This is a genomic window from Streptomyces venezuelae, from assembly GCF_008642335.1.
GTDB classification, from domain to species: domain Bacteria; phylum Actinomycetota; class Actinomycetes; order Streptomycetales; family Streptomycetaceae; genus Streptomyces; species Streptomyces venezuelae_F.
Genome location: NZ_CP029191.1, coordinates 3,003,423 through 3,018,716 on the forward strand (window position 1 = coordinate 3,003,423; position 15,294 = coordinate 3,018,716).

Sequence of the window (15,294 nt, forward strand, 5' to 3'; positions counted from 1 at the left end):
CCCGGATGGGTGGCCGCCCCTCATCGCTGCTCGGGGCTACTTGCCCTTCGCCGCTTCCTTCAGCTTGGAACCAGCCGAAACCTTGACGCTGTAACCGGCCGGGATGTTGATCGGCTCGCCGGTCTGCGGGTTGCGGGCGGTGCGAGCGGCACGGTGGGTGCGCTCGAAGGTCAGGAAGCCGGGGATGGTGACCTTCTCGTCGCCCTTGGCAACGATCTCGCCGACGGTCTCGGCGAACGCGGCCAGCACGGCGTCGGCGTCCTTGCGGGTCACCTCTGCGCGGTCGGCCAGCGCGGCCACCAGCTCACTGCGGTTCATGTTTGTACTCCCGTGTTCTTTTGCCGTTGAGGCGTGCCACGCGGCAGGGCCGCATGATGGGCACAGCGAAGACGATGCTGCCAGGGTCCTCGGACAGTCCCCGGACCCGGGTCTGACGTCAGACCCTCGCGCCCGATTACGCATCCTGCCCCCACCTGCGGCGGGAAAGCCAATCCGGTGCCCGTGGGGGTCACACGAAAAGCGTCCGCCGCCCCAGAAAAGCCGGAGGCCGGAGGGCTTGCTGCCAAGCCACTCCGAGCCACCCTAGAGCGGGCCCACGGGGCCCGGGTTCTGCGACGCGCCGTGTCCCTAGGCCGTGGCGCCTGTCACAGCGGCCCCCGCGGCCTTCGCGGCGCTCCGCACGGCGTCGGCCACGGCGGGCGCGACCTTGTCGTTGAAGACGCTGGGGATGATGTAGTTCCGGTTGAGCTCGTCCTCGGCGACGACGTCCGCGAGGGCACCCGCGGCGGCCAGCATCATCTCCGTGTTGACGGTGCGCGACTGGGCGTCGAGGAGACCGCGGAAGACGCCGGGGAAGACCAGGACGTTGTTGATCTGGTTCGGGAAGTCCGAGCGGCCGGTGGCGACAACTGCTGCCGTCTGGCGGGCGATTGCCGGGTCGACCTCGGGGTCCGGGTTCGCGAGCGCGAACACGATGGCGTCCTCGGCCATGGCCGCGACGTCGTCGCCGTTCAGCACGTTCGGGGCCGACACGCCGATGAAGACGTCGGCGCCGACGACGGCCTCCTTGAGGGTGCCGGTGAGGCCCTCGGGGTTGGTGTTCTCGGCGATCCAGCGCAGCGGCGAGTCGGCGTCGTGGGAGACCAGGTCCTCGCGGTCGGCGTGCACGACGCCGTGGATGTCGGCCACGACGGCGTTCTTGACGCCGGCGGCGAGCAGCAGCTTGAGGATGGCCGTGCCGGCCGCGCCGGCGCCGGACATGACCACGCGCACGTCGCCGATGCCCTTGCCCACCACGCGCAGGGCGTTGGTGAGGGCGGCGAGGACGACGATGGCGGTGCCGTGCTGGTCGTCGTGGAAGACGGGGATGTCGAGGGCCTCACGCAGGCGTGCCTCGATCTCGAAGCAGCGGGGCGCGGAGATGTCCTCCAGGTTGATGCCCGCGAAGCCGGGGGCGATGGCCTTGACGATCTCGACGATGGCGTCGGTGTCCTGGGTGTCCAGGCAGATCGGCCAGGCGTCGATGCCGGCGAAGCGCTTGAAGAGGGCCGCCTTGCCCTCCATGACCGGCAGCGCGGCCTTCGGGCCGATGTTGCCGAGGCCGAGGACGGCGGAACCGTCCGTTACGACCGCAACGGAGTTGCGCTTGATGGTGAGGCGGCGCGCGTCCTCGGGGTTCTCGGCGATCGCCATGCAGACGCGGGCGACACCGGGCGTGTAGACCATGGACAGGTCGTCACGGTTGCGGATGGGGTGCTTCGACGCCATCTCGATCTTGCCGCCGAGGTGCATCAGGAACGTACGGTCGGAGACCTTGCCGAGGGTGACGCCCTCGATCGTGCGCAGCTGCTCGACGATCTCGTCGGCGTGCGTGGTGGAGGACGCCGCGATCGTCACGTCGATCCGCAGCATCTCGTGGCCGGAGGCCGTGACGTCGAGGCCGGTGACCGAGCCCCCGGAAGACTCGACGGCCGTGGTGAGCTGGGAGACCGCCGTTCCGCTGGCGGGCACCTCCAGCCGGACCGTCATCGAGTAGGAGACGCTGGGCGCCGTTGCCATGGCCGACTTCCTCTGCTTTCACCTTGTAGCTCTTGCCGTCCGATGGTCGCACCTACCGCCGAGTACGTGGTAGCCGCCCCGGATTGAGAACGTTTTGTTCACCGGCCAGTGCGCTGCGTTTTTGGAAACTGGTTTCCACCATACGAGAAGTTGGCCCGTCGCGGAAGAGGGGCCAGGAACACGGAAAGAGGCCCACGTCACGTGGTGACGTGGGCCTCTCCCGTACGTTCATGACACCGACCCGCCATGCTCGCCTCGCGGCAAGTGGTCGCTCGTAGCGACGATGGTTGGGCCCGGGGGCTTGGATCGAGCCGGTGCCACATCCAAGGTAACAAACGAACCCCGTAAGGCAATTCCCGTCCCGGAAACCCGCTCGGATCCGTCCCGGAAACCCGCTCGGTCAGTCCCTGAGCAGGTCCGGCACGCCGTCCGCGTCCGGCTCGTCCCGCTCCCCCGACAGGACCGTGAGCTGCTGCGTCGCACGGGTCAGCGCCACGTACAGAACGCGCAGGCCCGCCGGGGACTCGTCCGCGATCTCCGCGGGCGACACGACGATCGTCGCGTCGTACTCCAGACCCTTGGCCTCCAGGCTGCCGAGCGCCACGACCCGGTCGCCGAGGTCCGCGAGCCAGCGCGCCGCCTGCTCGCGCCGGTTCATCGCCACGACGACACCGACCGTCCCGTCGACCCGCTCCAGGAGCCGCGCCGCCTCCTCGCGCACGGAGGCGGCGAGGTCCTTGTCCCGTACGACGGCGAAGCGGGGCTCCACGCCGGTCGAGCGGACCGCCGACGGGGACTCGGCGCCCGGCATCGCCAGGGCCAGGACCTTCGCGGCGAGCTCGGCGATCTCGGCGGGGTTGCGGTAGTTGACGGTCAGCTCGAAACGGCGGCGCGGGCGGGTCCCCAGGGCCTCGTCACGGGCCTCGCCCGCCTCGTCCGGGTCCGACCACGAGGACTGGGCCGGGTCGCCGACGACGGTCCATGTGGCGTGCCGGCCGCGGCGGCCGACCATGCGCCACTGCATGGGGGTGAGGTCCTGTGCCTCGTCGACGATGACGTGCGCGTACTCGGTGCGCTCCGCGGCGAGCCGCTCGGCGCGCTCGCGCTGGGACTCCTCGCGCTGCGGCATCAGCTCCTCGAGCCCGGTCAGCAGGTCGAGCGGGTCGAGTTCGCGCTTCTTCTTGGGCCGGTGCGGGGTGCCGAGGATCGCCTGCAGCTCGTCGAGGAGCGCCACGTCGTGCACGGACAGCGCGTCGCGCCGCAGCGAACGTGCGACCTTGCGGACCTCGCCCGGGTTGAGGATCCGCCGCGCCCACCGCCCGAGCCGCTTCTCGTCGCTCATCGCGGTGAGCACCCCGCGCGGGGTGAGCTCCGGCCACCACGCGTCCAGGAACCGGATGAAGTCGTCCTCGGACGTGATGTCGTCGTCGAAGGAGGAGCGGAGCTCGGCGGCGAGCTCGGGGTCGTTGTGCCGTCCCGCCGCGCCGGACTGCGACCACAGGGCGTCCAGGAGGAGCTTGCGGGCGCGGGGCCGGAGGAGGTTGACGGGGGCGGTGCCGCTCAAAGCGTTGCGGCGGATGCGGTCCAGCTGCTCGGCGTCGAGTTCGAGCCTGCGGCCGAAGGCGACCACGCGGAGACGGTCGGGGGTGGCGGCGGGCCGGGTCCCGGCGGCCTCGTCGTCGCCGAAGGACAGCTGGCCGTCCTGCGGGGCGGCGGAAGCCGGTGCGGCCACCCCTTCCAGCGCTCCCCGGGCCGCCTTCCGCAGCACCTTCAGCATCCGCGACGAGCCCTTGGCCCGTGCCACCGCGGGGCTGTCGTACTCGGTGGCCTCCACGCCCTCGACCAGCGAGCCGACGGCGCGGATCGCGACCTGGCCCTCCTCGCCGAGGGAGGGCAGCACGCCCTCCGTGTAGGCGACCAGGAGCGGGGTCGGGGAGACGATGAGGATGCCGCCCGCGTACCGGCGGCGGTCCTGGTAGAGGAGGTACGCGGCCCGGTGCAGGGCCACCGCCGTCTTGCCGGTGCCCGGGCCGCCCTCCACGTACGTCACCGACGCGGCGGGCGCGCGGATCACCAAATCCTGTTCGGCCTGGATCGACGCCACGATGTCCCGCATGGAGTGGCTGCGGGCCTGGCCGAGGGCCGCCATCAGGGCGCCGTCGCCGATGACGGGGAGCACCTCGCCGTCGAGGCGTGCGGTGAGCTCCGGGCGCATCAGGTCGTCCTCGACGCCCAGGACCTTGCGGCCCTTGGAGCGGATGACGCGGCGGCGCACGACGCGGCCCGGGTCGACCGGGGTCGAGCGGTAGAACGGCGCGGCGGCGGGCGCGCGCCAGTCGATGACCAGCGGGGAGTAGTCCGCGTCGAGGACGCCGATGCGGCCGATGTGCAGCGTCTCCGCGATCTCCGCGTACTTGCCGCTCTCGTCCTCGCGGACCGCGCCCTCGGCGGGCTCGACCGCGGTGTACGCGCCGTCGGGTCCCTTCTTGCCGTCCTTGCCCTGGAGCAGGTCGATGCGTCCGAAGAGGAAGTCCTCGAACTCGTTGTTGAGGCGGTTCAGATGGACGCCGGCGCGGAAGACCTGCGCGTCGCGTTCGGCGAGCGCGCCGGGCGTACCGACCTGGGAGCGCTTGGCCGCGTCGTTCATCAGGAACTCCGCCTCGTGGATCTTCTCCTCGAGACGTCGGTAGACCTGGTCGAGATGTTCCTGTTCGACGCTGATCTCGCGGTCGCGTACGTCGGCCACCGGGGCCCCTTTCACACCGTGCTGCTGCCCGTACCGAGCAGCCGTCCACCTTAGGCGAAAGGGGCCCATCCTGTGCACTTGTCGTGCACGAGCGGTGTCCTATGCGTCGACCTTGACCAGCCGGTCGCCGTCGAACGTGGTGACTTCGAAGTGGTCGATGTCGTTGCGGTCCATGGCGGCGCCCCCGTGGACGTAGAGCGGACTGCGCGCCCATTTGTTCGGACTGTCCTTGATGCCGTACCCCCACTCGGGCACCGACCAGCTGCTGACCGTCTCCTTCTCGCCGTCCTTGCCGACCGCGATCAGCGAGCACTTCAGGGGGCCCTTGACGTTCTTCAGCTCCAGGACGGCGTGCGTGCCCCAGGCCTTCGCCTCGGTGCCGACGGTGGCGCTGACCTTGGTCTTCGGGTCCGTGGCCCGTACCTTCTCGTCCATGTGGTGGAAGAAGGCGTCCTCGGCGGGGCTGGTGGGATGCGGTTCGACCGCCACGTCCTTCGTACCGCCGTCGTCACCGGTCACCGCGAGGACGGCGAGCGGGCCGCCGACGATCAGCGCGACCGCCGCCGCGACGAGGAACAGGCCGCGCCTGCGCCCGTGCTCCCGCGCGGCGGACACCTCCGCGACGAGCCGTTCGGCGAGGCGGGGGCTCGGCCGGGCGGCGAGCTGCTCGCCGATGGCGGGCACGCCGCGCGGTCCCGGGAAGTCCGCGAGGGCGGCCAGCATCGGCTCCATGCCGGACAGCTCGTCCAGCTGCTGCCTGCAGAACCCGCACCCGGCGAGGTGCGCCTCGAACCGCGTCGCCTCCGCGTCGTCCAGGATCCCCAGGGCGTAGGCACCGACGGTCTCGTGGAGGTCGTCGTCCTGCTGCGCGCCGTGGTGGCTGTGGAACTCGGTCATGCCGTCACCCCCCGCTCCTCGAGCGCCAGCTTCATCGAGCGAAGCGCGTAGAAGACCCGTGAACGGACCGTCCCGCTGGGTATGCCCAGCGTCTCGGCCGCCTCGTTGACCGTACGCCCTTTGAAGTAGGTCTCCACAAGTACCTCCCGATGTGCGGGAGTCAGGTCCTCCAGTGCGTCCGAAAGCGTCATCAGCCACAGTGCCCTGTCGATCTCGTCCTCCGCGGGGATGACCTCCAGCGGCGACGGATCGACCTCCTGCGGCCGGGCCTGCCGGCTGCGGTGGCCGTCGATGACGATGCGCCGGGCGACCGTCACCAGCCAGGGGCGGACCGAACCGGTGGCACTGTTGAGCCGACCGGCGTTCTTCCAGGCACGGATGAGCGTCTCCTGCACGACGTCCTCTGCACGCTGCCGGTCCCCCGCCACCAGCCGGAGCACGTAGGCGAGCAGTGGCCCCGCGTGCTCCTGGTAGAGGGCGCGCATCAACTCCTCGTCCGGACCAGGGGGCCGGCCGAGACGATGGCGGTGCGGCTGCGGGCGCTCATCGGCCACGGCGGAATCCTTGCGCACGCGTACCTCCGGTGTCCGCGCTTTCGGCGGGTCGGGCGGGTCTCACGACGGAGGTACGTAGGCGGGGAGCCGGGTGTTCAACGGTGTTTGTCGCGGATCCCGTTCACGGCCGGGCGAGCGCCGCCCTCCGGCGGTGTCTGGCCACCCGCTCCCGGTTGCCGCACACCTCGCTGGAGCACCAGCGGCGCCGGCGCCCGCGGGACGTGTCGAGGTAGACGATGGGGCAGTTGTCGCCCTCGCACTGACGGAGCAGCGCGCGGGCCACCGGGTCGGTGAGGAGGTCGACGGCGTCCCTGGCGACGGCGGCGACGAGCGCCGCGCAGCCGGGTTCGCCGCGCAGGACGCGTACGAGCGTGCCGTCGGCGGCGCGTACCGCGCAGGGGGCGGGGGGTGCCGCGGCGGCCAGCGCGTTGACGCGGTCGAGCGCGGCCGCGGCGGCGAGGGGCCGCCCCTCGATCTCGCCGAGCACCAACTGCCCGACGTGGGCGCGCAGTTCGCGGAAGGCGGCGAGCCACTGCGGCCCGGCGCCGTGCAGTAACGCTTCCGCCGGTACGAGGCCCGCACCGGCGAGCCAGGCGCGCAGCCGTGCCACGGAGTCGAGCCGTTCCACGGGGTGGTTCGTCGCCACGAGGTCCAGACAGCTCCGCCCGGAGTCGAATCGCAGCTCGTACGGAGCCGGGGCCGTGCCCAACGCCATGCGCGTGTCACCGCCTTGGGGGTATGACACAGGTTCTCACCGGTGAGTGAATGCCGTTGCGTACCCCTACAGTGCACTCCCCCGGGCGGGTCCGGAACCCGGCGTACCAGGTTCCCCGAGAACGCCTGCCCCGTCGCGGCGGCCGCGGAGGCCGCAATCGCCGTATGCGGTGGTCGCAATCGCCGTATGCGGCGGCCTCACCCCGCGTACTTGGACCCCGAGGACGGGTCGACGGCGAGCCGGTAGCCGCGCTTCACGACGGTCTGGATGAGCTTCGGCGTGCCGAGGGCCGTCCGCAGCCGGGCCATCGCCGACTCCACCGCGTGCTCGTCGCGTCCCGCGCCCGGCAGCGCGCGCAGCAGTTCCGCGCGGGCGACGACCCAGCCGGGCCGGCGGGCGAGGGCGGCGAGCAGGGCCATCCCGGCGGGCGGCACGGCGCGCAGCTCGTCGTCGACGAGGACGGCATGCCCACGGATCTCGACCCGGTGCCCGGCGACGTCGAACACCCGCGCCCGCCCCGGCAGTTCACGGCACAGCACCTGGACGAGCGGTCCGAGCCGGAACCGCTCGGGCTGCACCGTGTCGATGCCGAGGGACTGCAGCGGCAGGGCGGTGACGGGCCCCACGCAGGCGGACAGCACGTCGTGGCGCAGGGCGGCGAGCAGCTCGTCGGTCATGCCCCGCTCCTCCGCACGGGCGAGCAGGGACGCGGCGGCGGGCGCGCTGGTGAACGTCAGCGCGTCGACTCCGCGCCCGACGGCCGCGTCGAGCAGCCGGTCCACGGGTGTGATGTCCTCCGGGGGCAGCCACCGGTAGACGGGCACCATGACGACCTCGGCGCCGGCGGCCCGGAGGGCCTCGACGAAGCCGGGCAGCGGCTCCCCGTGCAGCTGAAGGGCGACGCGCCGCCCTTCGACCCCCTCCCCCAGAAGCCGGTCGAGGACCTCCGCCATGGATTCGGAGGACGGCGACCACTCCTCGGTGAGCCCGGCGGCCCGTACGGCCCCCTTGACCTTCGGACCGCGGGCGAGCAGCTCGACCCCGCGCAGACAGCGCAGCAGCGCGTCCCCGTACCCCCACCCGTCGGCGGCCTCGATCCACCCGCGGAACCCGATGGCGGTGGTGGCCACGACGACATCGGGCACCCGCTCGATCAACTGCTTGGTGGCACGGAGCAGTTCACTGTCGTCGGCGAGCGGCACGATGCGCAGTGCGGGCGCGTGCAGGACGGTGGCGCCGCGCCGCTCGAGGAGCGTGCCGAGCTCGTCGGCGCGGCGGGCGGCGGTGACGCCGACGGTGAACCCGGCGAGAGGGCCGGGCGCGGTGGGATCATTCCTGGTTGCCGAGGGATCGTTCCTGGGTGCGGAGGGGTCATTCCCGGGTGTGGCGTGCATAGGCTGCTCTCGTCCTCATGGGCGGACGACCGAGCCTGTCAACGGCGCGTGACACCCTCGGTTCCCCCCGATGTCCGTCGTGTTACGTGTGACGCGCCCGTGCCGGTTCAAGACCGCCGTCACACACCGGCGTAGCTGGGCTGCGACTTCTCCCCAGTGTCGGCTGTCGCGGCCGTACGGGCGACCGGTCGCCGCCGAAGGTATACGACGTAGGTGACCCCGGCGCAGACGCCGTAGAAGGCGAGAAAGGCGACATAGGCGCCGGTGCCGGAGCCCACCGTCTGGAAGGACTGCCGCAGCGCGAGATTGATGCCGAGCCCGCCGAGTCCGCCGACGGCGCCGATCAGCCCCATGGCCGCACCGGAGAGCCGCCTTCCCTCGGCGGCGGCGTCCTCCCCGGTGAGCCCCCGGGCCTCGGCCTTGGCCTGAAAGATCCCGGGGATCATCTTGTACGTGGATCCGTTGCCGAGCCCCGTCAGCACGAAGAGCGCGACGAAGGCGCCGACGAAGAGGGGCAGCGACTCGCGCACGGAGGCGGTGACGACGACGCCGGTCGCGGCGCCCATGCCGAGGAAGTTCCACAGGGTGATGCGGGCCCCGCCGAACCGGTCGGCGAGCCGCCCGCCGACGGGCCGCACGAGCGAGCCGAGCAGCGGCCCGACGAAGGTGAGCTGCGCGGCCTCCAGCGGCGTACGCCCGAACTGCGTCTGCAGAACGAGCCCGAAGGCGAACCCGTACCCGATGAACGACCCGAAGGTCCCCACGTACAGGAACGACATGATCCACGTATGCGGTGCACGAACGGCGGCTGCGACGGCCCCCGTGTCATTACGGACGGAGGAAATGCTGTCCATGAAGAAGTAGGCGCAGACCGCCGAGAGAACAATGAACGGCACATAGACCCCGAGCACGACACGGGGTCCGCCACCGGCCCCGATGACGGCGAGCCCCACGAGCTGCACGACGGGCACGCCGATGTTGCCGCCTCCGGCGTTGAGCCCGAGCGCCCACCCTTTCTCGCGGAGCGGGAAGAAGGAATTGATGTTGGTCATGCTGGAGGCGAAGTTGCCGCCGCCGACGCCGGTGAGCAGCGCACACACCATGAAGGTGCTGTACGAGGTCCCCGGCTCCATCACCACGAACGCGGCGATGGTGGGCAGGAGCAGCAGGGACGCGGCGATGACGGTCCAGTTCCGCCCCCCGAACCGGGCGACGGCGAAGGTGTAGGGCACGCGGACGACGGCGCCGACGAGGGTCGCCATCGACACGAGGAAGAACTTCCCGGCCGCGTCGATCCCGTACTCCGGCCCCATGAACAGGACCATCACCGACCAGAGGCTCCAGACGGAGAACCCGACGTGCTCGGACAGCACGGAGAACGCGAGATTCCGCCGGGCCACCTTCTCCCCGCCCTCCTCCTTCCAGAACCTCTCGTCCTCCGGCTCCCACCGCTCGATCCACATCTCACGCCTCCAAGGGGTAGTCCGCGACCAGCGGCCGACACCCTCGAAGCTAGGGACCCCGCGTTTCCCCCCTGTACCGCCCGATGACCACGCGGGAACGTTGGGCTCACGGGGGTGGGGTGGGGGGTGGTGAGGCGGTGGGATCCCAGGCGCTCACGGCTCAGCGGTTGATGGACTGCACTTCCTCGACCTCGACCTGCTGGTCGGCACCGAACTGCCCCGCGGGGAGGTCACCACCCTCGCCGGTGGTGCTGGTCCAGCTGATCTTCCAGGTGACGGTGGCCCGGAGGTCGTACGAGCCGCCGTCCGAGGAGCGCAGGTACTTCACGCCGCACGGCGGATCCGTGTCGGCGGGCGTGCCCTTGGCGCGCGGTACGCCGATCTTGCCGCCCTCGATGGGGCATTCACCGGATGCGGGATAGGTCTCGGCGTCCTCCGTCCCGGGGTCGATCGACAGGGAGACGGGTTCGGCCGTCGTGGTCGCGGAGAGCCCGGAACCGGGGATGCTCGCGGTGACGGAGACCTTCTTGAACTTCGCCTTGTCCAACCAGGCCCAGGTCGGAAGGTTCACCTTCGTCGTGCCTTCGGGCGCCAGCTCTATGTCGGTGCTGGGCACGGGGAGTTCGTCGTAGGCGTACTCGGCGAGGATCTTCGGGGAGACGGCGAGGGGTTCCTTCGGCGTCTCCCCGTCCTTGACCCAGAAGGGGAGCTTGTTGCAGGAGTTGGCCTCGGGGTCGTTCTTGCGTTTGTCATTGATGGTCGCCGCCCAGAACTGCCCCTTGCCTTGCTTGTCGAGGTTGTAGTTCTTGTAGGGGTGGCCTTCCTTGAAGTACGAGTCGAACACCCCGCCCACGAGTTCGCCGATTCCGAGCATCCCCACCTGCCGGATCGCCTTGATGGTCGCCTGGATCTGCTTGGGCGAGTAGGCGGGCTCGTACCAGCAGGCCGGTGGGTCCCAATTGCTGTTGGCGGGGGTGAGCGTGCCGGTCTTGGCGCTTTCGCGAGCGCCGTTGACGGTCGTCTGGATCTTGGTCTGGACGGTGAGGTTACGGTCCTGGCGTCCCCCCGCCGCCGACGAGTTCTCCGTCGTGCCCGTCGCCTCGTGCCCGCCGCGGGCGTAAGCGGCGGTACCGGGGAGTGCGGCCAGGGCCAGCACCATTACAGGAACCGTCCAGCGGCCGGCCGTGCCCTTGTCCGCTACGCGCATTCCTTTGCCGCCTTCTCGCTGGCCACGCGCGTCGTCTGCCACACGCCGGAGTCGTTCTTCTCCAGGCGGGTGTTGTAGAAGACGTAGTCCTTCGCGGTGGCCGGAGCGTTCCCGGACGACCTGTCGACCTTGCCCGTCTTCCGGTCCTTGGGATAGGTCTGGGTGTCGTCCATGCAGTACGTCACCGCAGCGGCGCCACCCTTGAGGAACGTGACCTGTCGGTTGAAGTACCGGGTCGTCCCCTCGAAGCTCTTGCCGTCCTTGTGGTACCCCTCCACGTACTTGGCCGCCGACAGAAGTGCGTCCCCCGCCGAATAGAACTTCAGCGCGGGGTGGTCCTTCGCCTCCCCTGTGATGGCCTCGTCGACCGACTCGATCCGCCGCTCGTTGTCGGCCAGTACCGCGTCCTTCTTCGCGTCGCCGGTCTTGCGGCCCTCGAAGATGTTCTTCACGTCCTTCGGAAGCTTGATCTCGGGCCGGTCGATTCCGTCGTCCGATGCCTTCGGCGACGGCGCGGCCGACGTGGACGCGCCGCTGTCGGCGCCCGCGATCTTGTCGCTGTCCTTGGAGTCGTCGCCACCGCCTCCGCAGGAGGAGAGCGAGAGGACGGCCGCAGCAGCCAAGGCGGCCGCTGAGAGCAGGGCAGGACGACGGTTCACTACGAGCTCCTGGTGAGGGGAGGGTTCTCTGCAGTGAACCAAGCTATCCACGGAGGAAGGGGCAGGTCACGTCGAGCCCTCACCCCGCACCAGGCATACGCGGACATACCCTCCGCGCACCCGCACCGCCGGCGCAAAACACTCACCGGATACGCCCAGTTGGTCACGGACCGCCCCGGCAAGGGGCGAGAGCACCCGTTCGCAGCCCGTAACAGCAACCGGCCGCCTTGGCGCACCCTCACCCCAGGTGCGTGTCCCCCAGCGACACCAGCAGTCGCCGCAACGCCCCGTCGAGGGCCGCCCGCTCATCCGCCGACAGAGCCGCCAGCATCCGCTCCTCGTTCGCGATGTGGTCGACCACCGCGCGGTCCACCAGGTCGCGGCCCGCGTCCGTGAGGCGGACGCGGATGGCGCGGCGGTCGTTCGGGTCCGGGTGGCGTTCGATGAGGCCCTTGCGTTCGAGCTTGTCGAGGCGGTTCGTGATGGCGCCGGACGTCACCATCGCGGTCTTCAACAGCCCACCCGCGGTGAGCTCGTGCGGAGCGCCGACCCGGCGCAGCGTGGCGAGGACGTCGAACTCCGCGAACTCGAGGCCGTACTCGACGAAGACCCGCTTCATCCCCTTGCTCAGCAGGTGGTCCGCCCGCTTGATCCGGCCGACCAGCGCCATCGCGTCCAGCTGCGCGAGGTCCAGGTCGGGGCGCTCGCGGCGCCACTGACCCCGCAGTTCGTCGATGGCGTCGTCGTGATCGGTCATCGCGTGTCTCCGCTCTCGGTTCCGGCGCCCCCGCACGGCAATCTCTCAACGTTCAGATACTTGACGTTCGCAGACCCGGGGTCCATATTTATCTCAACGTTAAGAATAACAGCGTTCAGGGAAAACCGAGGGGACCGTGGGGGACCGTCATGTCCGATACCAGGATCAAGAGCACCAGCATCAACACACCGCGCCGGACGCAGACTTCCACCGTGGAACAGAACGTCGAACAGCCCGCAACCACCCCCCGGCCCGCCCCGCGGCCCCCCGCACCGCCCGCCCCTCCACCAAAACCGCCGCAGGCTTCGCCGCGCTCGCCGCCATCGGCCCCGCCACCTGGGGCACGACCTACGTCACCACCACCGAACTCCTCCCCCCGGACCGCCCGTTGCTCGCCGCCGCCCTCCGCGCGCTGCCCGCCGGGCTCATCCTGCTCGCCCTGACCCGGCGGCTGCCGAGCGGCGACTGGTGGTGGAAGGCCGCCGTCCTCGGCATCCTCAACTTCGGCGCCTTCTTCCCGCTCCTCTTCTTCGGCGCCTACCACCTGCCCGGCGGCGTCGCCTCGACGATCAGCGCCGTCATGCCACTGCTCGTCGCGGGCTTCGGCATCGGCGTACTGAAGGTGCGGCCCACCCGACGCACACTGCTCGCGGGCCTCGTCGGCGTCGCGGGCGTCGCCCTCCTCGTCCTGCGCGGCAGCGCCACGGTCGACCTCGCGGGCATCGCCGCGATGCTGACGGCGACCACGCTGATGGCCCTCGCCGTGGTGCTCAGCAAGCGGTGGGGCCGCCCCGAAGGCACGTCGCTGCTCGCCCTCACCGGCTGGCAGCTCACCGCGGGCGGACTGGTCCTCGCGCCCATCGCCCTCACCGCCGAGGGCCTCCCGGACCACTTCACCGGGGCCAACGTCGCCGGATACACCTACCTCGGCATCATCGGCACGGCCCTCGCGTACGCCCTCTGGTTCCGCGGCATCGAACGCCTCCCCGCCTCCTCCGTCTCCTTCCTCGGCCTCACCAACCCGGTCGTCGCGACACTCGCCGGCCTGGTGATCCTCGGGCAGACGCTCACCGTGTGGCAGGTGGCCGGACTGGTCCTCGTCCTGGGAAGCGTGGTGCTCGGCCAGGCCCGCCGCCAGACACCCCGCGCATGACTCCCGACGCCCGCCCCTCCCCCCTCCCAAGGAGCCACCCCATGCGCATCACCGTCTTCGGAGCAGCCGGAAACGCCGGAAGCCGCGTCGTCAACGAGGCGCTCGCCCGCGGCCACGAGGTCACCGCCGTGGTCCGCACCCCGTCCCGCTACCCCGCACTGCACCCGGACGCGAAGCACCGGACCGGCGACGCACAGAACCCGGCGCACGTGGCGGACCTGAGTACCGGCCAGGACGTCGTCGTCAACGCCACGAGACCCGCCCCCGGCCACGAGCGCGACCACCCGGCGATCACGCGCTCACTCCTGTCCGGCCTCGCCGCCACCCCCGGCGACGTACGCCTCATCGTCATCGGCGGCGCCGGCAGCCTGACGGTCCCCGGCACGGCGGGCCGCCTCGCCATCGACGATCCGCGGTACGTCCCCGCGGCCTGGCGCCACATCGCCGAGGCGTCCAACGCCCAGTACGAGGCGCTGCGCACGGCCGACACGCGAGTGCCCTGGACGTACATCAGCCCCTCGGCCCTCTTCGAACCGGGCACGCGCACGGGCAAGTACCGCCTCGGCAAGGACGAACTCCTCGTGGCCGCGGACGGCAACTCGTCCATCTCCATGGAGGACCTGGCGGCGGCACTCCTGGACGAAGCGGAAACCCCCACCCACCACCGCACCCGCTTCACGATCGGCTACTGACCCCCACCCCCGTCCGCACGTCGACCGCACGTCGACCCCGCAAGGAAACAACACGTCCGGGCATCGCGACCCACCGCGATGCCCGGACGACGACCCGTCGACGTAGCCGCCGCCCACGGCAGCTACGTGCGCGCAGCCGCTACTTCCCCGGTACCTTCCACGTCACCTGCTTGCCGTCCTCCTTGGCCGACCAGCGGACCTCGAGGTTCTTCGAGCCCTCGGGGATCAGGTACGTCTCGCACAGTTCGTGCGTCTCGCCCTTCTTCCAGCCCTCCAGGTCCAGCTCGTCCTCGCAGCCCGGCGCGTCCTCGGCGGCACCGATGAGGAGGCCGCCGCGGGTGCCGTCCGCGTAGATCTCCGTCGTCTCGGCCACGTCCGGCGTGTCCGTGAGCGGGGCGCCGGCCTTGTGCGTGATCTTCATGTGGGCGGTCGCGACGACCAGGCCCTTCGCCTGCTTCGGGTCGGAGACCAGCTTCTTGGTCTCGGCCGCCGTACCGACGTCGATCTTCTCCGCCGCGACGTCGTACGTGACAGTGGCCTTGTCCTCCTTGACCTGACCCGTGGTGGTCTCGCCGGCCTTGAGAGCGGTCGGCTCCGCGGGCTTGTTCTGCGACTTGGGGGCGTCCGCCTTCTTGTCGTCCGCCTTCTTGTCGTCACCGCCGCCGCAGGCGGTGAGGGCGAGGGCGAGCACGGCGACGGGCGCGGCGATGCGCAGCGCGGTCTTCCTGTACAGCAAAGGAACTCCTGGCAGAGGGTGGGCCCGCCACGCGGCATGCGGTCGTCCGGCGCGTCCGGCGCGTACGGCGGGGAAGAGCCGCCAGCTTAGGAGTCCGCTACACGCAGCGTCGAGATCGTTACCGTCCACGAGGCGTGGGTGGTTCGCTATTGCGATGCGGGGGACGGTGGGTGCAGCGGCGCGGGTAACGGAGGGCGTGAGTCCAGTCCGGAACCTCGCCCCCCTCCCCCCGCAACCGACCCAGCCCCTCCTCGTTCACCTCA

At 70.8% G+C, this 15,294-nt stretch carries 14 protein-coding genes; 2 read left to right on the plus strand and 12 right to left on the minus strand.

Annotated features, from left to right (window positions below; translation table 11 throughout):
• Positions 1 to 36: 36 nt before the first annotated feature.
• The 11 genes from DEJ49_RS13455 to DEJ49_RS13510 all read right to left on the minus strand — a co-directional run bounded on the left by DEJ49_RS13455 (position 37) and on the right by DEJ49_RS13510 (position 12,450).
• Positions 37 to 318: an HU family DNA-binding protein gene (locus tag DEJ49_RS13455; protein WP_016645140.1), complete on the minus strand. Its 282-nt coding sequence runs from the start codon at positions 316 to 318 to the stop codon at positions 37 to 39.
• 309 nt (positions 319 to 627) lie between these two features.
• Positions 628 to 2,058, minus strand: a complete 1,431-nt coding sequence (locus DEJ49_RS13465) for an NAD-dependent malic enzyme (RefSeq protein WP_150184350.1) — start codon at positions 2,056 to 2,058, stop codon at positions 628 to 630.
• Positions 2,059 to 2,458: 400 nt separating this feature from the next.
• A complete protein-coding gene (locus DEJ49_RS13470) occupies positions 2,459 to 4,804 on the minus strand; it encodes a HelD family protein (protein ID WP_190329344.1) in 2,346 nt (781 codons plus the stop codon).
• A 99-nt stretch (positions 4,805 to 4,903) separates the two neighbouring features.
• Entirely contained in the window at positions 4,904 to 5,701 is a 798-nt protein-coding gene (locus DEJ49_RS13475; RefSeq protein ID WP_150184352.1) for a zf-HC2 domain-containing protein, read from the minus strand.
• Positions 5,698 to 6,273, minus strand: a complete 576-nt coding sequence (locus DEJ49_RS13480; RefSeq protein ID WP_150168481.1) for a sigma-70 family RNA polymerase sigma factor — start codon at positions 6,271 to 6,273, stop codon at positions 5,698 to 5,700. The genes DEJ49_RS13475 and DEJ49_RS13480 overlap by 4 nt, the downstream gene beginning before the upstream one ends.
• 103 nt (positions 6,274 to 6,376) lie before the next feature.
• On the minus strand, positions 6,377 to 6,970 hold the full coding sequence (locus DEJ49_RS13485; RefSeq protein ID WP_150184353.1) for a CGNR zinc finger domain-containing protein: 594 nt from the start codon (positions 6,968 to 6,970) through the stop codon (positions 6,377 to 6,379).
• A 197-nt stretch (positions 6,971 to 7,167) separates the two neighbouring features.
• A complete protein-coding gene (locus DEJ49_RS13490) occupies positions 7,168 to 8,364 on the minus strand; it encodes a uroporphyrinogen-III synthase (protein WP_150184354.1) in 1,197 nt (398 codons plus the stop codon).
• A 119-nt stretch (positions 8,365 to 8,483) separates the two neighbouring features.
• Positions 8,484 to 9,827, minus strand: coding sequence for an MFS transporter (locus tag DEJ49_RS13495; RefSeq protein ID WP_150184355.1), 1,344 nt, complete (start codon positions 9,825 to 9,827; stop codon positions 8,484 to 8,486).
• 160 nt (positions 9,828 to 9,987) lie between these two features.
• Positions 9,988 to 11,034, minus strand: coding sequence for a hypothetical protein (locus DEJ49_RS13500; RefSeq protein ID WP_223832818.1), 1,047 nt, complete (start codon positions 11,032 to 11,034; stop codon positions 9,988 to 9,990).
• Positions 11,025 to 11,693 carry a hypothetical protein gene (locus DEJ49_RS13505; protein ID WP_150184356.1) on the minus strand — a complete coding sequence of 223 codons (669 nt, stop codon included), beginning with the start codon at positions 11,691 to 11,693 and terminating at the stop codon, positions 11,025 to 11,027. Before DEJ49_RS13505 ends, DEJ49_RS13500 begins: the two co-directional genes overlap by 10 nt.
• A gap of 238 nt (positions 11,694 to 11,931) precedes the next feature.
• Positions 11,932 to 12,450 (minus strand): MarR family winged helix-turn-helix transcriptional regulator, encoded by a 519-nt coding sequence (locus tag DEJ49_RS13510; protein ID WP_150184357.1) that lies wholly within the window; start codon positions 12,448 to 12,450, stop codon positions 11,932 to 11,934.
• 136 nt (positions 12,451 to 12,586) lie between these two features.
• Here DEJ49_RS13510 and DEJ49_RS13515 point away from each other — a divergent pair, with 136 nt between their 5' ends.
• Together DEJ49_RS13515 and DEJ49_RS13520 are read left to right on the plus strand one after the other, a co-directional pair.
• Positions 12,587 to 13,603: an EamA family transporter gene (locus tag DEJ49_RS13515; protein WP_223832819.1), complete on the plus strand. Its 1,017-nt coding sequence runs from the start codon at positions 12,587 to 12,589 to the stop codon at positions 13,601 to 13,603.
• A 41-nt stretch (positions 13,604 to 13,644) separates the two neighbouring features.
• On the plus strand, positions 13,645 to 14,295 hold the full coding sequence (locus tag DEJ49_RS13520; protein WP_150184358.1) for an NAD(P)-dependent oxidoreductase: 651 nt from the start codon (positions 13,645 to 13,647) through the stop codon (positions 14,293 to 14,295).
• A 139-nt stretch (positions 14,296 to 14,434) separates the two neighbouring features.
• On the opposite strand, the gene DEJ49_RS13525 is transcribed toward DEJ49_RS13520, so the two are convergent.
• A complete protein-coding gene (locus tag DEJ49_RS13525) occupies positions 14,435 to 15,031 on the minus strand; it encodes a hypothetical protein (RefSeq protein WP_150184359.1) in 597 nt (198 codons plus the stop codon).
• Between the last annotated feature and the right edge of the window lie 263 nt (positions 15,032 to 15,294).